The sequence below is a fragment of the Bradyrhizobium sp. 159 genome (assembly GCF_023073795.1).
Classification (GTDB): Bacteria; Pseudomonadota; Alphaproteobacteria; order Rhizobiales; family Xanthobacteraceae; genus Bradyrhizobium.
Window position 1 is genome coordinate 1 of the sequence record NZ_JADPKE010000078.1, and the last position, 19482, is coordinate 19482.

General features: G+C 59.7%; 9 protein-coding genes and 1 pseudogene. 7 read left to right on the forward strand and 3 right to left on the reverse strand.

From position 1 onward, the window contains the following. Positions 1-202 (forward strand): annotated as a pseudogene (locus IVA96_RS21165) (transposase domain-containing protein); the annotation flags it as partial. Between the two features lie 356 nt (positions 203-558). On the opposite strand, the gene IVA96_RS21170 reads toward IVA96_RS21165, so the two are convergent. Next, on the reverse strand, positions 559-1488 hold the full coding sequence (locus IVA96_RS21170) for an efflux RND transporter periplasmic adaptor subunit (protein WP_247419058.1): 930 nt from the start codon (positions 1486-1488) through the stop codon (positions 559-561). 173 nt (positions 1489-1661) lie between these two features. On the opposite strand from IVA96_RS21170, the gene IVA96_RS21175 reads away from it, so the two are divergent. The 6 genes from IVA96_RS21175 (at position 1662) to IVA96_RS21205 (ending at position 15599) form a co-directional block, all read left to right on the forward strand. After that, the gene (locus tag IVA96_RS21175) at positions 1662-3578 is read left to right on the forward strand and encodes an HlyD family efflux transporter periplasmic adaptor subunit (protein ID WP_247419059.1); all 1917 of its coding nucleotides are present in this window, start codon (positions 1662-1664) and stop codon (positions 3576-3578) included. A 10-nt stretch (positions 3579-3588) separates the two neighbouring features. Next, a complete protein-coding gene (locus IVA96_RS21180) occupies positions 3589-5742 on the forward strand; it encodes a peptidase M50 (protein WP_247419060.1) in 2154 nt (717 codons plus the stop codon). Between the two features lie 10 nt (positions 5743-5752). After that, positions 5753-7765 (forward strand): DEAD/DEAH box helicase, encoded by a 2013-nt coding sequence (locus tag IVA96_RS21185; RefSeq protein WP_247419061.1) that lies wholly within the window; start codon positions 5753-5755, stop codon positions 7763-7765. Positions 7766-7914: 149 nt separating this feature from the next. Then, on the forward strand, positions 7915-13611 hold the full coding sequence (locus tag IVA96_RS21190; RefSeq protein WP_275975227.1) for a LamG-like jellyroll fold domain-containing protein: 5697 nt from the start codon (positions 7915-7917) through the stop codon (positions 13609-13611). 259 nt (positions 13612-13870) lie between these two features. Then, the gene (locus tag IVA96_RS21200) at positions 13871-14725 is read left to right on the forward strand and encodes a hypothetical protein (protein ID WP_247419062.1); all 855 of its coding nucleotides are present in this window, start codon (positions 13871-13873) and stop codon (positions 14723-14725) included. A 643-nt stretch (positions 14726-15368) separates the two neighbouring features. After that, positions 15369-15599 carry a hypothetical protein gene (locus tag IVA96_RS21205; RefSeq protein ID WP_247419063.1) on the forward strand — a complete coding sequence of 77 codons (231 nt, stop codon included), beginning with the start codon at positions 15369-15371 and terminating at the stop codon, positions 15597-15599. A 673-nt stretch (positions 15600-16272) separates the two neighbouring features. Here IVA96_RS21205 and IVA96_RS21210 read toward each other — a convergent pair. Beyond that, positions 16273-17586, reverse strand: coding sequence for an HlyD family type I secretion periplasmic adaptor subunit (locus IVA96_RS21210; protein ID WP_247335781.1), 1314 nt, complete (start codon positions 17584-17586; stop codon positions 16273-16275). Next, the gene (locus tag IVA96_RS21215; RefSeq protein ID WP_247419075.1) at positions 17583-19286 is read right to left on the reverse strand and encodes a type I secretion system permease/ATPase; all 1704 of its coding nucleotides are present in this window, start codon (positions 19284-19286) and stop codon (positions 17583-17585) included. Before IVA96_RS21215 ends, IVA96_RS21210 begins: the two co-directional genes overlap by 4 nt. Between the last annotated feature and the right edge of the window lie 196 nt (positions 19287-19482).

Here is a 19482-nt window from a genome sequence, read left to right on the forward strand (position 1 = left end):
TGCGCTCTTCGCGGGCCATGAAATCGGGGCAGAAAACTGGGCCATGCTGGCGTCGATAGTCGCTACCTGCAAGCTCAACAGCGTCAACCCGGCTGCCTAAATCGCTGAAACACTCGAGGCGATCATCGACGGTCATCCCCATAGCAAGATCGATGATCTCATGCCGTGGCGATTCCGCAAAACGTCAAGCCAGCCTCAATAGGGTCACGGCTAAGCGCTTACGGGCGGGGGCGAGCCGTTCCAGAATCAGGTGCCGCTCCAATCGGATCTCGCGTTCGAGGGCGTCCGAGTAGATCGGTAGCGTGTGGATTGTCTCACGAGGGATTCTACAGGACGCGTGCCGAAATGGGGCCCTGCCCCGACCACGATGGGCTTGCCATCGCATTCGATCTCGACGACGAACTCGATGTCTCCGACAGAACTCAGCGTCATATTAAACTTCAAATTCAATAAATGGCGCGATTAAATTAATACAAGTGAACCTTTTTCCTGCAGAGACTTAGTAAACCGCACTTCGGCCTCACCAGAATCAACGGCTCTCGCGATGATCGACGCACTCTATTTTTGAAAGGATGATGGCGCGTCACCAGCCATCAGAGCCGGATTGCCGCCCTCCAACACGAATGCGACTTTGCAGCGAATTCCCCCAGGCAGCGCCAAACGCGGGTTTGGCAAGGCCAGACGCACCCCGAACGTTCCGCTGGCGGCGTCGAGGACGCGGTCTACAACGGTGACAGAGGCAATATAGACGCCCCCGATGGGCAGCTCCGGTCGCACCTTGGCTCCGCTGCCGGCACGGATCTGACCAAAATATGCGGTGGGCACGAACACTTCGACCCTCAGCGGATCAATCTGTGCGAGGGTGAGGACTGGGCTCTGGTCATTTCGATATTCACCCGGAACGAGAAGCCGCTCGACCACCACGCCGTCGATCGGACTGCGCAGCGCGCGTTGATTCACAACCTCTTCGGCGTGCGCGACTTCCAAGCGAGCAAGCTCCTTGTTGAGTTGCGCCTCCTTGAGTTGCTGCTCGGCAACCTGCACCTCCGCTTCGGCTTCCTGGAGTGAAGCGAGTGGACTGACGGACCTTGTATGAAGCTCCTTTAAACGCTCATGTTTTTGACGCAGGAACTGCGCGCGGGCTTCGGCCGACTTCACGGGAGCATCATTGGTTGCGCGGGCCCGCGCGAGCGCCAGCGTTGCGGCCTCGACTCCATCTTCGATCTTGCCAATGCTCTGGCCCTCCCGAACGATATCGCCGCGATCAACATCGAGGCGCGCGATCATGCCGACTGTGGGGCTCGCCAGCTTGACGGTTTGTTGCGGCTCGATCACGCAATTGAATTCTCGCTCCCCCGTCGAGATTTCTGGGGTCTCTGCCCTTGCACCGGAACCGACAAGCAAGATCCCCACCGGTAGGTACAAGCACAAAACGACGTAGTTCATCCGCTGAGCTCTGCGGGCAATTCCCTCAATCGGACGCATCATGCGAGTTCCCATCGAATTCCGCTTCTGCCCTATTTGTACATAATATTAATTGGATTTAATTAACTTAAAATGGCATATTCAAAATATAATATATTAGATGGATTGGCGCAAGATGACTGCCACCCTCCGACAACACGACCAAAGTCATTGGTCGGCGCTCTTGTGGACAACACATGTCTGAACCCGACTTGAGAGCAAGCGGGGGCCCCGCCCCGCAATTGCGGCAGGTGCCCGCAGATGCGACGACATCGCCGCACTGGCAAGGATTGCTGAACGCGGGAAACGAAGCGACATTTGTTTCGGCCTGGTTGGCGCTGCAATGCAGCCGTATTGCCGGCGTGTCAGCGGGTCTGTTGCTGCTGCGGCGGGTGGATTCAACTGCTCCGTTACTATCGGTAACGTGGCCGCCTCGGGATGTGGATGCCAGCGATCTCATGCGCCTGGCCGAAACCGCCTACGCGGAACGCCGCTTGGTCATTGCTCCGGGTCGCGTCGGTCCTGATTCCAGGCCCGCGCAACCTGTGGCCCTGATAATCGCCCTGCCGCTCGGCACTACGAACGAGCCGATTGCGGCTGTAGCCATCGCATTGACGACGACGGCCGCCAAGCCCCTGGTCACCCCGGCGATCGTCGCGGAGCAATTGCGCTGGGGTGCGGGCTGGCTCGAGGCATTGCCTTGGGCCAGGCACACTAAGGATCTCTCGTCTGACGTAACGCGAGCGGCATCGTGCCTCGACCTCCTGGTCACAGTGAACGCGCAGCCGCGGCTGAGCGGTATGGCAATCGCGGTGGTCAATGAGCTGACAACCCGCCTGCGGTGCGAGCGCGTATCGCTAGGTATTGTCGGTCGGAATGGCACAATCTGCCTGCGCGCGATTTCGTTCTCGGCTAGCTTCAAACGCGAGAGCCGCCTCGTCAATGCGATCGAGAGCGCAATGGAAGAGGCGATCGAGCAACGTGGATGCGTCGTTTATCCGCCATTGCCGACCATGGGACGCGTCGTGGCCATCGCCCATCGGGCACTGGCGGAGGAAGCAAAGGCGTCCGGCTCGTCGACGATGTCAGCTATACTGGCCGGCCCCCATGGAGAACCGGCCGGCGCTCTCACTTTCGAACGTCACCGCGCCGACCCCTTTACGGACGACACGCTGAAGTTGGTAGAGGGGATCGCGGCGCTGTTGGGACCTCAGATCGCTTTGCAAGTGCGGGCGAGCCGGCTCTTGGGCGGACGTGTGGTTGACGGTATCGGCGACGGATGCGCGGCACTGTTCGGCCCACGGCGGCCGACCCTCAAGCTCTGCGTCGGCAGTGTCATAGTGCTTGCGCTAACCTTGGTCTTTGCGAAAGGCGAGCACCGCGTCACCGCGAAATCGGTGCTTGAGGCCGAAGTGCAGCGCGCAGCTGTGGCTCCGTTCGACGGATTTGTTCGAGCGGCCCCGGCACGAGCTGGCGACACGGTGCGGCAGGGCGACCTTCTCGCCCAGCTTGACGACCGGGATCTCGTTCTCGATCGGTTGAAGTGGCGCGCCGAACTCGACAAGCTGCTTCAACGCGACCGCGAGGCGCTCGCCAAGCACAATCGCAACGGCCTCGTGGTACTGGAACCGCAGATCCGGCAGGCGGAGGCGCAGTTGGCACTCGCGGAAGAGAAGCTCGCGCGCACCCGGATCCTCGCTCCATTCGACGGTGTCGTCGTCTCGGGCGACCTCAGCCAGATGCTCGGTTCTCCCGTCGAGAAGGGAAAAACGCTGTTCGAGGTGGCGCCGCTCAATTCCTATCGTTTGATCGTCCAGGTCGACGAACGTGACGTTCGCTTCGTGGCGGTCGGGCAGAGCGGCACCGTTGCACTCGCAGGCAGGCCCGGCGAACCGGTGCCGATGACCCTGAACAAGATCACGCCGGTTACGCTCGCCGAGGAAGGGCGTAACGCTTTTCGGATTGAGGCTCGCCTCTCGGAAGCGGGCCTTGCATTGCGCCCCGGGATGGAAGGCGTTGCAAAGATCAATTCCGGACGACGCCCGATTGCGTGGATCTGGGTGCATCCTATCATCGATTGGCTGCGACTTGCCGCGTGGAAGTACCTGCCGTGAGAGGGGCAATATGACCGCAGCCCCGTTTCTAAGCTCGTCCTGGTATCGCGTCGCGCAACGCAGGCCGAAGCTTCGCGACCACACCTCGGTGCACCGACATCGGTATCGGGGCTGCATTTGGTACGTCGTGCAGGATCACGCGACCGGCCGCATGCACCGCTTGTCGCCCGCCGGCTACATGATCGTGGCTGCGATGGACGGCGTGCGAACGGTTGACCAAATCTGGCACGAGGTCGGATCCGCTCTTGCGGAGGAGGCGCCGAGCCAGAGCGACGCCATCCAATTGTTGGCCGAACTCAGCGCTTTTGACCTGTTACAAACCGAAGTGACTCCGGATGCAAGTGCGCTGGTCGCACGTGCCGCGAAAGCTAAACGCTCCAGGTGGCTCGGCAACGTGATCTACCCGCTGGCCCTGCGGATTCCGCTCTGGCATCCGGTCAGGTTTTTCGAGCATACCCGGCCGCTTGCAGAATGGTTATTCGGGTTGCCGGGTGCCTTGCTGTGGCTATTGGTGGTGTTGCCGGCGCCTCTGTTCGCGGCACAACACTGGCAGGAATTAACAGCCGACGCCTCCGACCGAATCCTAGCCACCGACAACCTTCTGTCGCTCGCGCTGGTGTATCTCCTGCTCAAGACCTTGCATGAATTTGGGCACGGATTTGCGGTCACGGCGTTCGGGGGAACAGTACCCGAATTCGGAGTCATGATCCTGGTGTTCGCCCCGTTGCCCTATGTCGATGCCTCTGCCGCATCGGCATTCCGCAGCAAGTGGAGGCGCGCTCTTGTCGGCGCGGCCGGAATGATTGTCGAAGTGTTCTTCGCTGCGCTCGCGCTTTACGTATGGCTTACCGTTGAGGCTGGACTTGTCCGCGCGCTCGCATTCGACGCACTGGCCGTGGCCGGTGTCTCGACCGTGGTATACAACGGCAATCCACTCCTGCGATATGACGGCTACTACATTCTCGCGGATCTGCTGGAAATCCCGAACCTGGCACAGCGTGCTACCCGGTACTGGACCTACCTTGTCAATCGCTACGCGTTTCGCGCGGATGGATCGAAGGATTTCGTAGCCACGACTGGCGAACGAATCTGGTTCGTTCTTTACGCGCCGGCTGCTTTCCTTTACCGCCAGGTCGTGATGCTCGCGATCGCCGTGTTTGTCGCCTCGCAGTATCTCGCCCTCGGCGTCTCGATCGCGGCCTGGAGCCTATTGACAGGTGTTGCGCTGCCGATCGGCAAGGCCCTGTGGTTCGTGCTTGCGAGCCCGCGCCTTCACCGCAATCGCGCCCGCGTCGTGACGGCGACCTTCGGCATGATCCTGGCCACCGGGTTGATGCTTTTCCTAATTCCGGTCCCTTCTTACACCACGACGGAAGGCGTCGTCTGGTTGCCGGAGAATGCAATCGTGCGCGCGAGAACCGGAGGCTTCGCGCGCGCACTTCTGGTCCATCCGGGCATGAACGTCACAGCCGGCGAAGCGCTGGTCGAAAGCGAGGAATCAACACTCCAGGCCGAACTCTCAATTCTCTGCGCACGCGTCGCCGAACTCGAGACGAGGCTTGCCACGGAGCGCTTTACCGACCGAACGAGCGCGGAGATCACCACGATGGAATTGGGGCAGGCACGCGCCGAACTCGCGACCGCGACCGATCGCGCCGAGCGCCTCATCGTGCACAGCCGCAGCGATGGCACCTTTGCCGTTATGAAACCACAGGATCTGCCTGGACGCTTCCTGCGGGAAGGGCAACAGATCGGCTACGTACTTACTCCCGGTTCACGCATCGTGCGCGCAACAATCCGTCAGGACGACATCGACCTCGTTCGCCATCGGCTGCAGAGCGCCGAAGTTAAACTCGCAGAGCGCCCTGATGAGACGTTGCCCGTTGAGTCCATTCGCGAAATACCGGCAGGCCGTGACGTCCTCCCGAGCAGGGCTTTGGGGGGCGCCGGCGGCGGCGCTTTCTCGGTCGATCCTGGCGATCCCGAAGGCGTAAAGACGCTGCAACGCGTCTTCCAAATTGATCTTGTGCTGCCCGAAAATGCACCGGCAGCCACCGCGTTCGGCGGTCGCGCCTACATCCGCTTCAACTTCAACTGGGAGCCGCCGGGCCAGCAGATCTGGCGCCGTCTACGACAATTATTGCTGTCTCAGCTGCAGGTCTGAGGGCATCCGTATGCTCAAGCGCAAACGAAACTTCGCCAGTTTGACCTCGGTGGACGCACCCTATGCGGAGCAAGCCACTCGCCGAGAGATTGCACTCGATACTACCCTGCTCGACGCCTGGGGCCGGGTCTTGCCCTTCCTGCAGCCGGCCGACGCGCGTGACCGCCTCGGCCGCTTTGTCCGGTTGGTCGGTGATCTGGAACCGCAATTCGCTGTCCTGACGAACCGACGTTTGCGCGAAACCGCGGAGGAGCTGCGCGCATCATTGCTGTCAACTCCCCCCTACTCGCATCAAATGGCCCGTTCGTTTGCGCTTGTGCGCGAGGCGGCGCGTCGTCACGTCGGGATGCGTCTCTTTCCGGTACAATTGCTCGGCGGCGCCGCCATGATGGGAGGCGCGGTCGCCGAAATGGAAACCGGTGAAGGCAAGACTTTGACGGCGCTGCTGCCGGCGATCACCGCCGCACTCATGGGACGTCCGGTTCATATCATCACGGTCAACGATTATCTCGCGCGCCGCGACGCCGAGCAGCTCGCATCTATCTACAATGCGCTCGATCTCACGGTCGGGCTCGTCGAGCACGGGCAGTCGCGGCAAGAGCGGCAAAGAGCCTACGCAAGTGACGTCACCTATTGTACCAACAAGGAGCTTGTGTTCGACTATCTTCGCGATCGGCTCGCGCTCGGCTCCCGCCGTGCCCGTTCTCGGCTTTTCCTCGACGCAATATTCAACAGCAGACTTGCTAGCCACCATCAATCACCCCTTTTGCGCGGTCTGCATTTTGCGATCGTGGACGAGGCCGACAGTGTCCTGATCGATGAGGCCCGCGTGCCATTGATCCTGTCCGGAACGCAAGAAGGGCCCGAGAACGCCGGGGGCCTGCACGAGACCGCACTAGATCTCGCTCGACGCCTGGTGCCCGGCGACGACTTTCATGTGCGCGCAAACGAGAAGTCGGTGCGGCTAACCACCCGCGGCGAGAGCCGGATCGCTCAGCTCGCTGCAGGACTACCAGGGCTGTGGGCAATCCGGCGCGCGCGCGAAGAACTCGCGCAGCATGCGCTTGCCGCCCTTCATCTCTACCGACGCGACGTTCAGTATATCGTCGCTGATGGCAAGGTGCAGATCGTCGACGAATATACCGGGCGCATCATGCCGGACCGTTCGTGGGAAGGCGGCATTCACCAGCTCATCGAAGCCAAGGAACATTGCACCATCACAGAGCGACGCACGACCCTTGCGCAAATAACCTATCAGCGCTTCTTTCGGCGCTACATACATCTTTGTGGCATGTCCGGGACTGCGGTCGAGCCGGCAGGGGAACTGTACGGCACCTATGGCCTCCGCGTTGTACGCATCCCAACGAACCGGCCATTGCGACGGACGAATGCCGGCACACGCTTGTTCCCGACGGCCAACCTCAAATGGGACGCCGTGATCGATTCAGTTCACGACATCGTTCGCAAAGGTCGCGCCGTGCTCGTCGGGACCCGCTCGGTTGAAGCCTCTGAGCAAATTTCGCAGTTGCTTGGCAGATCGGGACTCGAATCCGTGGTTCTTAACGCGCGACAGGACCATGCAGAGGCCGAGATCATTGCGGGCGCGGGTCAACCGGGCCGCATCACCGTCGCTACCAACATGGCCGGCCGCGGCACCGACATACAACTACATCCTACGGTCCGGAGCCGAGGCGGCTTGCATGTCATCCTAACTGAATATCACGAGTCCCGCCGCATCGACCGACAACTCTTTGGGCGCGCCGGCCGCCAGGGTGATCCCGGTAGCTACGAAACGATCGTCGCGCTCGATGATGAGCTTTTCAGACGCTTTATGAATCCGAAGCTTCTTCGGTTATTAGGCAAACGATCGAAACGAACGCAGCCAATTCAAGGAGCATTAGGACCGGTATTACGCAGCTATGGCCAACACGCGGCCGAGCGTCTTCACGGGCGAGCCAGACGGACCGCCCTCGCCGAAGATCTTCGTTTCAACAGAATTCTCAGCTTCGCCGGGACTGAATGATGGTCCCCGCATGCACCCGAAGCACACGTAAATATTATTTTATTTATGTAAAAAGTTTATAAATCTGTAGCGAAGGCGGTGCATTATGGTACTATTTAAATGACTTTAAATAGACATTAAATGATCTGACGCGGTATTCGGAGACAACGATGTCGGGTTCCTGGGGCTTTTTCGGCCATCTGGCGCGACGGAGCATTCACGGCGACGCGAGGAGCGATCGCAAGACGATCGTCAATGGCAAACGCGATGCTAGTCATTCGCCACTGATCATCGAGACGCTCGAGCCGCGCATGCTGCTCGCCGCGGATCCTCTTGGCATCACCGCAGGCTACGCCTTCAACGAGGTCTCGGGCACCACAACGGCAGATGCATCCGGTCACGGCATCGTCGGCACGCTCACGAACGGTGCGACCTTCACAGCCGGAAGATACGGCAATGCGGTCGCACTCGACGGCGTGAACGACTTCGTCGATCTCGGGAATCCGACTGCGCTGCAACTGACTGGCAGCATGACTCTCAGTGCGTGGGTTTACGTCCGCTCGTTCCCCCCTGACGATGCGCCCGTTGTATCCAAGCGAACCTGGGGCGAATCCGGATACCAGCTTGACATCACCGCGGACACTGGACCTCGCACGATCGGATTCAAGCTCACCAACAGCTCGGGCGGACAGATGTTCCGCTACGGCGCGACGGCGTTGCAGCCCAACACTTGGTATCACGTCGCCGGCGTCTATGACGCCGCTGGCCAAACTTTGAACGTCTATCTCAATGGCCTCCTCGACAACGGACAGTTGATCGGCACGGTCACGAGTTCCCAGCAGAATTCAACGGCCAACGTGAATATCGGCAGTCGGCCGGGCCGTGCAGGATTCGAGTTTCCTGGCCTTATCGATGACGTGCGCATCGCCAATCATGCGCTCACCCCCGATCAGATCCAAATCGACATGGCAACTCCCCTCGCCGGAACGGCAGACACGATTGCGCCGACCGTGTCCTTCACGCCTCCGGCCTCGATCGTATCCGGCACCGTGAGTCTCGCAGCGAGCGCGTCGGACAACATCGGCGTTGCCGGAGTCAAGTTTTTGCTCGATGGCAACACCCTGGTCGGTACGGAGGATACCACCTCGCCGTACGGCGTCTCATGGACCACGACCACGGCATCGAACGGCTCGCATGCGCTGACCGCGCAGGCACGCGATGCTGCCAACAACATAACCACTTCGACGCCGGTCAACGTTACGGTCGACAATCAAGCGCCGACCGGTACGGTGACAATCAACGGCGGCGCCACGGCAACCAACAGCATCTCAGTCACGCTTACGCTCACTGCGACCGATGCAGTGACTTCCGTCAAGCAGATGCGCTTCTCGAACAGCGGGAGTTCGTATTCGACGGCGGAAGCTTTCGCCCCGACTAAGGCCTGGACGTTGTCGAACGCAACAGGAGGCACCAAGACGGTCTATGTCCAGTTCATGGACGCCGCTGGCAACTGGTCCGCGGCGGCAACAGATACCATCGTGCTCGACACAACCGCACCAACGATCTCCGGGCAGACGGCAACGAATATTACCGGCAGCACCGCACGAGTCACATGGACGACCAATGAAGCTGCGACTTCGCGGGTCGAGTATGGGCTGACGACCGGTTACGGATCGTCGACGACGCTAGATACGGCCCTGGTGACGGCACACAGCGTTGCGCTAACCGGCCTTGCTCCCAACACTACTTACAATTACCGCGTCCGTTCGATCGACGCTGCCGGAAACGAAAGGATCGGCTCAAACGCCACATTCACGACGTCTGCCAGCCAGGACGCTACGCCGCCATCTACTCCTACAGGCCTGGTGGCGACCGCGGCTTCGACAACGCAGATCAATCTTTCGTGGAACGCCTCGACCGACAACGTTGCGGTCACCGGCTATCAGGTCTTCCGCAATGGTGCGCAAGTTGGCACCCCGACGACGACCACGTTCAGCGATACCGGCCTGTCGCCAGGCACATCCTACACTTATACCGTGCGGGCGAGGGACGCGGCATCGAACCTCTCCGGACAATCCGCGCCGGCCAGCGCCACGACGCTGACGCCCGACACGACATTGCCCACCGCCACGATCACCGCGCCGACGGGATCTGCGACCGTCTCTGGTACGATTACAATCAGTGCCAATGCATCCGATAATGTCGGAGTGGCTGGCGTGACCTTCCTGGTGGACAATGTCGCGGTCGGCGGAGGAGAAGACACGACGTCGCCCTACAGCATCAGCTGGGACTCGTCGACGCTTGCCAATGGCGTCCACACGATCACGGCGCGCGCACGGGATAACTCCGGAAACACCGGCGTTTCGCTACCCGTCAGCATCACGGTATCGAACACTCAAACACCGGGTTTGGTTGCTGCCTATTCGTTCGATGAAGGATCCGGAACGACTGCGGGCGATTCCTCAGGGCAGTCGAACCTAGCGACACTCAACAACGGCGTTGCTTGGATAGCCGGCAAGAACGGCCGCGCCGCGAGCTTTGACGGAGTCAACGACTTCATTTCCATTCCAAACTCTGCTTCGACGAACATCTCCGGTAATGCCCTTACACTGTCGATGTGGATCAATCCCCAGGCACTCGCGAGCGGCGACTCCGTTGTGATCGGGAAGTTCTGGAATACGACTATGTCGTCGCCTTACTACCAATACGGACTCGAACTGCGCGGCGGCAATCAGACCGATTTCTATATTGGGACGTCCAGCGGCGCGCTCGTCGCCGCCGGAGGAACCACTTTGCCATTCAACCAGTGGTCCCACCTCGCCATCACCTTCGATGGTGCGCAGGTCAAGACCTACGTCAACGGAACCCTCGTCAACACGCAGGCGCTGTCGGCAACGATCACGGCGCGCGGAAATCCCATGCGCATCGGAGCGGATGCCTCGACCGCGCAATTCTACAAGGGAGCGCTCGACGATCTGCGGATCTACAACCGCGCGCTGACATTGGCCCAAGTGCAATCGGACATGACGACGCCCGTCGGTAACCCGACGACCGGATCACCGCAGGTCTTGATAGATTCCCCAATCAATGGGGCGCAAGTTAGCGGCATCGTCAATGTGACTGCAGATGCAACCGACGATACCGGCATCGCCAATGTGCAGTTCTATATCGACAATGTGGCCACCGGCTCCCCCGATGCGACCGATCCATACGCTCTTGCATGGGACACGCGGACGGCAAGCAACGGCGCGCACACTATCACTGCGATGGCGACCGACATAGACGGACATGCGACGTTGTCAGCACCGATAACCGTCAACGTCGCTAACAGCAGCTTTTTCCAGAACGAAATCCTGGCGACGGGATTCAATCTACCTACCGCGATCAAATTCCTGCCCGACGGCCGTATGCTGGTGGTGGAACTTGCGGGCACAGTGAAGATATTGCCGCCGCCCTATACCACGCCAGATCCAACGCCCTTCCTGCAACTCACCAACATCGGCTCGGCGGGCGTACAGCAAGGCATCTATGACATTGCACTCGATCCCAACTTCAACACCAATCATTACTATTACATTTTCTACACGTTGGGCACACCGAACGTGGATCGCTTCTCGCGCTTCACAGCGAACGCAGCGCTGACGGGCACCGTTCCCGGCAGTGAGTTCGTCATCTATCAGGATACGGAAATTGCCAATGCCGAACACCACGGTGGAGCTATCAACTTCAGCAACGACGGCAAGATCCTGCTCACGACCGGGGAGCATTTTCAGGCCGGCGAATCGCAGGACCTCACGAAGCCGCGCGGCAAGATCCTGCGATATAACATGGACGGCACCGTTCCCACCGATAATCCGTTCTATGATGGCAGCGGACCGAACTACGATGCGGTATGGGCGCTTGGTCTGCGGAATCCCTTCCGCGCCTACTACGACGCGCCCACGGGGCGGCTGATCATTGGCGATGTCGGCGGAAACGCCTATTCAACCGCAATCGAGGAACTCGACATCGGAGCGAAGGGTGCCAATTACGGCTGGCCGAACGTAGAAACTCCGAACGGGAATCCCGCCTACACTGCACCAGCTTACTACTACCCGCACAATGGACGCGACGCCGCAGTCGTCGCTGGATTTGTCTATCACGGCACACAATTCCCAAGCAGCTATCAGGGCAGCTTCTTTTTCGCGGATTACACTCAGAACTGGATCAAGCGCCTCACCTTCGACGCCAACGGAAACGTCACCGGCGTCTTCAACTTCGAGCCAGCCGACGGCTCGGTAGATGGCCCCTACGGCGACATTGTCTACTTGACCGAAGGCCCCGATGGTGCGCTTTACTATGTCGACCTCGGCTATTCCGATATCAGCGGCACATTCGGCGTAAGCAAAATCCGCCGCATCGAATTCATTCAATCGGATCTGCCTCCGGTAGCGACGGCTTCGGCATCACCAACGAAAGGGCCCAGCCCGCTCACCGTCAACTTCTCCAGCAACGGTTCATCTGATCCGGAAGGAAAGCCTCTCAGCTATTCGTGGAACTTCGGTGACGGCGCGACTTCGACCGCGGCCAACCCGTCTCACACATATACGGTCTCCGGTCCGTATCAGGCGCGGCTGACGGTCTCCGACGGAGTCAATTCCACGCTGTCGACTCCGATCGCAATCAGCGTCGGCAATAGTCCCGTTGTCAGCCTTCTTGCGCCAACCGATGGCGCGACCTTCAGGGCCGGCGACGTGATCACATTCAGCGGCACCGCGACGGATGCCGAAGATGGTACACTCCCCGCAAGTGCCTATACCTGGAATATCGACTTCCTCCACGAAGGTCATGTTCATCCGGGTATTCCTATCACCGGCGTGACCAGCGGCACGTTCACGATCCCGACCTCCGGGCACGATTTCAGCGGATTCACGCGGTATCGAATAACGCTGACCGTGACCGATTCCAGCGGGCTGCAGTCGAGCCAATCCGTCACGATCTTCCCCGATAAGGTCAATCTCAATTTCAACACGTCGCCTGCCGGATTAACACTGTATCTGGACGGCATCGCGCGCACGACGCCGTTCACCTATGACACGTTGATCGGCTTCAATCATGAGATCGAAGCGCGCAACGCGACCGTCGGAAGCACGACCTACAACTTCGTATCGTGGTCGGATAGCGGCACTCAAGATCACATCATCACAGCCCCCGTCGGCGGTGCGACCTATACTGCGATTTATAATGCCGTTACGACCCCGGCACCGGTAGCATTCGTCCAGGTGACTTCCGCCACCCCGCAAACCAACCAGACCCAGGTATCGGTCGCCTACACGAACGCGCAGACGACAGGGAATACGAACATCCTCGTGATCGGATGGAATAACACGACATCGAATATCACGTCCGTCACGGACTCGGCCGGCAATGTCTATCAGCTCGCCGTCCCGACAGCGCGAGGCAGCGGTATCAGCCAGGCCATCTACTACGCCCCGAATATCAAGCAAGCCGCTGCCGGCGCCAACACTGTAACAGTGACCTTCAACACCGCGACTCAATACGTGGACATTCGCGCTCTGGAGTACGGCGGTCTCGCTCTCACCAATCCCTTTGATGTCGGCACCTCGGCGTCAGGCACCACCAGTTCAGCCAGCACCGGGGCCGTTACAACCTCCACCGCCCATGAGCTCATTTTTGGCGCCGGAACGACGACGGGTGGGTTCACTGCGGCAGGCAGCGGCTTTACCACGCGTGTCATTACAACGCCTGACCTTGATATTGCCCAGGACCGGTTCGTAACCGCGACGGGTAGCTACAGTGCGACAGCATCTCTCCAGGGCTCTGCGGCATGGGTGATGCAGGTCGCGACCTTCAAGGCAGTGGGGTAGTCCGGATGTCGCGGCGGCAAGGCTTATGCGGCAATGCCGTTGCGTGCAGCCTCGTGTGCAGCAGTGCCCTGAATAGCCAACGCGCCCACGCCACAGTCGCTTGGCGGCTGGTTGGTCGAACTGACGCACCGAAGTGCCGGACCGAGCTGGACGGCGGCTTGCGCAAAGCTCTTGGAGAGACCTCATGGGTTCTCAATGGCACTCCGGTTCGCGTCGGAGCCCTTCACGGCTAGATTGAAGCGACACAAGGCACTGCATCATGACTGCTTCGGATGAACCGATACTTGGTAGTTGCGCATCGCCGCTGGTGAAGGACCTGACTCGTGGTGGATTCTTCGCAGGACTATTTGCTCTAGGCTGCGCCAGTGGCCTCGCATCCCGCGTCATTCAATCGGTCCATGGACTTGGATGGCTAGATGCGCTTCTCGGCACGTTTGAGATCAGTGTAATCGTTTGGATATCATGTGCCGCTGGAGTTTCCTTCGTTCTTCAAGACCGAACGGTTGGGATTCGCTCTTCAGAACTCGTCTTGGGAGCGGCCTTTGTGCTGCTCGCCATTCTACCGGTAGGTCCAGCCAGCTGGCTGGCTGTAACCGCGCTTAGTCTCTACGTCATCAAAACGTCCGATGCCTCCTCGTCGCGGCGCGGCGCTCTTATCCTTCTGGCCGTTACCGTGCCCATGCTTTGGAGCCGGCTGTTCTTTCATTTCTTTGCTGAGCTAATTTTGCGGATCGACGCCGCACTCGTTGGTTGGATATTGCGCACCCCTCGCAACGGCGACGTCGTCGAATTTGCCGACGCTTCCGGCGTTCTGGTCATTCTGCCAGGCTGTTCCTCGCTCGCGAACGTATCGCTTGCGTTTCTTTGCTGGGTAACTGTGAGCCAGTTAGTCAGCCACAAGAAATCTGCTTACGATCTATTCTGGTGTTTGATGGCTTGCTTCTCCGTCGTAGCGGTGAATGTCACTCGTATAAGCTTTATGGGGTTGAGCCAATGGCACTACGCCCTCTTCCATAGTTGGTGGGGAGGGGCGGTCGCGAACACGACCATTCTGGGCCTGACGGTCGGCTTCTGCGTGCTGGGGGTAAGGCGTGAACTCCTCCGCCCGATTTAAGTGGTTTATCGCCGCCGTCCTGTTGCTGGCCACTGGATGGAAGATTGCAATACCATTTGAAAATCCAGGCCAGCTAAGGGAGGATCTTGTTAGATTCCTCGAACGAAATCACTTCAGCGTCGTGGCGACCAATGAAATTACGACTGGCACTCTGATTATCCGAGCCAACAGAGCGTCCTGTCAATTGCAGGTCGCTAAGCTTACTCCCGACGGATCGAACCGAAATCTCGTTCGACATCTGGCAACAGGAACCGATCGCTCGTTCGTCGTGTTTCGAGGCGAAGTGTACACACAACAACCGATAGCTTGGACGGTGTTTCATTATCTGTGGTCGAGATTTCTTCGCGAACTTGGATTCGTTCGACACATCACCCCCGTCATCGACGTGGCGGAGAGCTTGGGCTGCAATGCAGAACGGCTCCCATGGACTGAACTTCAAGATCGTCCCGCGTGATTGACAGCGGACTCCTGGGCACTCAACCCTCCGGCTCGAACATCGGGGCTTTGATGCATCGGCGTCAAATCGTCGCGCGCGTATTATCTACAAGCATCCATCTAAGATTTATATTGACGCCATTTAAATTTGATTATTAAATACCGCGAAATTATTTATATTTAACTGCGAAAGTGAAGGAGAATAGATATGACGTTACCGGGGTGGGTCCTTGCGATTTTCCTCACGATGGCCGCAGCGGTGCCGGCCGGCGTCTATTTCACGGCTACTCTGTTCTTTCCTCCTGACCAAAGCTACTCCTACGTCGGTCAGGGAACAGCACAGGGCGCCCCTGGACCGGTCGCGGGCGCGGGGCTATCGATCGCCGCCGTTGCCTATGCGGCCTATTGGATAATCAGTCGTCGACGTAAACCCGACTAAACCGACATGATCGGGAGCGCAATAGTCCTGCTCGGGGCGCATGGCGTGCCCGAGGGAGCGGCGGTCAGCTTCAGTCTCTAAATTTCAACACGGAACGCGCTTAGCCTATCCCGGAGCCGCGGCGACTTGATGTAAAGTATAATCGTGGTTGCGAATTTAATTTTCCATCGAAACAAACGTTCAAACTGGCATTTCTCAGGTAGGAATGACTTAAAATGCCAGGTGAGCTGTTCGTCATTCTGGGAGCTGAAACCATAATACTTGCCAGCATAGCGGCGATGACCCGGTACGCCAAGCGAATGGACGTCCTGAGGGGACGATCGGTCGAGCAATCGGTCGTCTCGCTCAAGGGCAGCAGGCATCCGCCACGATCGATCCGTCGAAAATCGCGCGATCTACTGCGTTTGATTGGGAGGTGGCGCGACCTCACCATGTTCGCGCCGCTCAGTCTCGTGCGGCGACCTGACATCACCGGAACGCCGCGGTTGGGTCTTCAAACCAGGCCGCAGATTTGGTCTCGGCTCGTGATGAGCTTTCGTGGGCCGGGCCCGCCTAATGCGGAGGCATCCGGACAGGCCGTGCCTTCGGAGGCTGGCTCCAGCGCCGACGTCCACGGATAGGAGGCATCGGCCCCGATTGCGTGCAACCGAGCGCTGCTATCTTCCGCAATGCCTCAGCGCTCCTTGAATGCCCGCCCCGCCTGATCCTGCAGCGGCTTGAGCAGGTAGGACAGCGCGGTCCGACCTGACGTCTTGATGAAGACCTCCACTGGCATGCCTGGCAGGAGCTTGGCCGAGCCGAGCTTCGCCAGCTCTTCCGGCTTCAGCAGGACGCGGCCCGTGTAGTAACTCGTGCCGGCGCGTTGATCCTGAGTGATATCTGCCGAGACCATGCTGACCTCTCCGTCGATTTCGGGCGTGGTCTTCTGGTTGAACGCTGCGAAACGCATTGTCGCGGTTTGCCCCACATAGACCTGGTCGATATCCTTCGGTGCGATCTTGACCTCGACCGCAAGCGAGTCCGCATCAGGTACGATCAGCATGATCTGCTCGCCGGGAGAGATCACCCCCCCGACCGTGTGGACGCTGAGCTCGTGGACACGTCCGGATTGTGGAGCCCTGATATCGATTCGGTTCAACTGGTCAACCGCCGCAGTTTTGCGCTCGCCCAGCTCGGAGAGTTTCGAGCGCGTGTCGATCAGGTCCTTGCCGACCTCCGTCCGCAGGTCCTGATCGATCTGAATGATCTGGAGTCCGATTTCGGAGATCTTGCCCTTTGATTGAGCAATCATGCCAGCCAGCTGGCTGCGTTCGCCTTCGAGGCGGGCGGCATCGCGCTCAAGGGAATTGAGCCGCGTGATCGGCACCAGATTCTTTTGCCAAAGGCTGCGCACGCCTTCCAACTCCTGGCGAATAAAATCGACCTCCTTCTGCTTGGCTTCAGTCTGACCCGTATAGCCCTTGATCTCATTTTCCAGCTGCGCGCTTTTCTCCTGCAGCTGTGCCTTTTGGCCGCTCCTCGCCTGGCGACGCAGGTCAAACAGCTTCCGCTCCGCGGTAATTGCTCGGCTCGCCTCGGAGTTGTTCTCCTTGGCCCGGTCGAGCAGCACCTTAGGAAACACGACCTGCTCGGCACCATCGCGCTCGGCCTCGAGGCGAGCCTGTCGCGCGAGCAGCTCATCGATGCTGTTCGTGACGATCGTCGCATTCGCCAGCGTCTGAGTCTCGTCGAGACGAATCAAAACGTCGCCTGCATTGACCCGATCCCCCTGGCGCACGCGCAGTTCCCCCACGATCCCGCCAGTGGCGTGCTGAACCTTCTTGACGCTCGAATCCACCACGACCACCCCTTGGGCGATTACGGCGCCCGACAATTGGCTCGTGGTCGCCCAACCACCGATCCCAAATGTCACCAGACCAAACATGATCATACCGACGATCATGTAACGCTGGATGGACTGCATCGCCGGTGCCACTTCGCCGTTCATCGGCTGCCTCCTTGAGCTTCCGCGACCACCTTGAGCGGTACAGGAGTTCGCAACACTTTCTTCAGGACTTCCTCTCTCTTGCCGAAGGACTGAACCCTGCCTTCCCCGAGGCACAAGACATGATCAACGCCCTCGAGCGCCTTCGGACGATGCGCGACAACGACGACAATCCCACCACGACGGCGCACGTTCAGGATCGCCTCGGTCAGGGCCTCCTCTCCCTCGGCATCGAGATTGGAGGAAGGCTCATCGAGCACGACCAAGAAGGGTTTGCCGTAGAAGGCACGCGCGAGTCCGATACGCTGCCGCTGTCCGGCGGACAGCGCCAATCCCCCCTCGCCAATCTTTGTGCTGTAGCCGTCCGGAAGCGAAAGGATGAGATTGTGCGCGCCCGCCGCATGCGCGGCCTCCAGAACAGCGGCGGCTGTCGCCTGCGGATCGAAACGCGCAATGTTCATCGCGATGCTGCCGTCGAACAATTCGACGTCCTGAGGCAGGTAACCGATATGCTTGCCGAGGGCGTCAGAAGACCAGTGATCGAGTGCGGCGTTGTCCAACCGTATCCGGCCTCGAATGCTGGGCCATACCCCCACCAGCGCACGCGCCAGCGTCGATTTGCCAGATCCGCTCGGCCCAATGATTCCAACTGCCTGCCCGCTCCGTAGTTGGAACGAGACTTCATTGACGGTGGGCCTCTCCGAGTTTGGCGCGCCAACATAGAGATGCTCGACGGTGAGAGTTTCAACAGGAGGAGGCAATGCCAGCCGCTCCTCCTCGCAGGGCAGAAGCTTCAGCAAAGCATCGAGCCGTTGTCCCGATTGCCGTGCAGCGACGAACCCTTTCCAGTTCGCAATGGCCATTTCGACAGGCGCCAAGGCTCGCGCGGTGAGGATCGATCCGGCGATGATGATGCCGGCCGTCGATTCCTGATTGATGACGAGGACTGCGCCGACGGCAAGAACCAGCGATTGCAGGATCGCTCGGAAGATCTTGGAGGCGCCTCCGAGCCCGTTTGCGACATCGCTGGCCCGCTCATGGGCCGCGAGATACTTCGCATTGACATCCCGCCAACGCAGCGCCGCCTGCTGCCGCATGCCCATGGCCTGCAGAACCTCGGCATTTCGTCGGCCCTCGAGCGCCAGTGCCGTTCGGGAGACTGCGAGGCGCGAGGACGCCTTGGCCGGCCCCCGCGTCCGGGTTTCCGTGAGCATCGTAATGCCGACAAGCACCAGCGCGCCGGCCAGCGCAGTGACTCCGATCCAAAAGTGAAACAGAAAACAAACGCCGAGATAAATCGGCATCCAGGGCAGATCGAACAGCGCCGTCGGCCCTCCGCTCGACAGGAAGCTGCGGACCTGATCAAGATCCCGCACCGGCTGCAAGCCATCGCCATCGGCCCTGGTCTTCAAGGGCAGGCGAACGAGCGCGTCGAATATGCGAACACCGAGCTTTTCATCGAAATACCGGCCGACCCGGGCGCTGATCCTGTTCCTGACGAGGTCGAGCCCGCCCTGAAACAGGTAAAGCACCGCAGCCAGAACCATCAAGGCGATCAACGTCGGTATGCTGCGCCCGGGCAGCACCCGATCGTAGACTTGCAACATGAAAAACGAGCCGGTGAGCATGAGGAGATTGCTCATGCCGCTGAAGGCCGCGAGAGCCCAGAATATCCGACGGCAAGACCGTAGGAAAACCGTCATCTCCGACTGCGACTCATCATAGTCACCAGTCGGCCGCGGGAGACCGGAGAACAGTCGTAGCCGCAAGACTTCGACGAGGTGCTTTGCCCAGGCGATCGGCCCTTGCGTCCGCAGTTCGGCCTCTTCCGCCCACTGTCTTGCGACTACCCCAAACCTCGTCAAATGCGAAAGTTGGATCCGATAACGGCTTACTGGC

Excerpts from the sequence above, each read along its gene's own strand:
- IVA96_RS21170 (WP_247419058.1), bottom strand. The coding sequence starts at position 1,488 with ATGATGCGTCCGATTGAGGGAATTGCCCGCAGAGCTCAGCGGATGAAC.
- IVA96_RS21175 (WP_247419059.1), top strand. The coding sequence starts at position 1,662 with ATGTCTGAACCCGACTTGAGAGCAAGCGGGGGCCCCGCCCCGCAATTG.
- IVA96_RS21180 (WP_247419060.1), top strand. The coding sequence starts at position 3,589 with ATGACCGCAGCCCCGTTTCTAAGCTCGTCCTGGTATCGCGTCGCGCAA.
- IVA96_RS21185 (WP_247419061.1), top strand. The coding sequence starts at position 5,753 with ATGCTCAAGCGCAAACGAAACTTCGCCAGTTTGACCTCGGTGGACGCA.
- IVA96_RS21190 (WP_275975227.1), top strand. The coding sequence starts at position 7,915 with ATGTCGGGTTCCTGGGGCTTTTTCGGCCATCTGGCGCGACGGAGCATT.
- IVA96_RS21200 (WP_247419062.1), top strand. The coding sequence starts at position 13,871 with ATGACTGCTTCGGATGAACCGATACTTGGTAGTTGCGCATCGCCGCTG.
- IVA96_RS21205 (WP_247419063.1), top strand. The coding sequence starts at position 15,369 with ATGACGTTACCGGGGTGGGTCCTTGCGATTTTCCTCACGATGGCCGCA.
- IVA96_RS21210 (WP_247335781.1), bottom strand. The coding sequence starts at position 17,586 with ATGAACGGCGAAGTGGCACCGGCGATGCAGTCCATCCAGCGTTACATG.
- IVA96_RS21215 (WP_247419075.1), bottom strand. The coding sequence starts at position 19,286 with ATGACGGTTTTCCTACGGTCTTGCCGTCGGATATTCTGGGCTCTCGCG.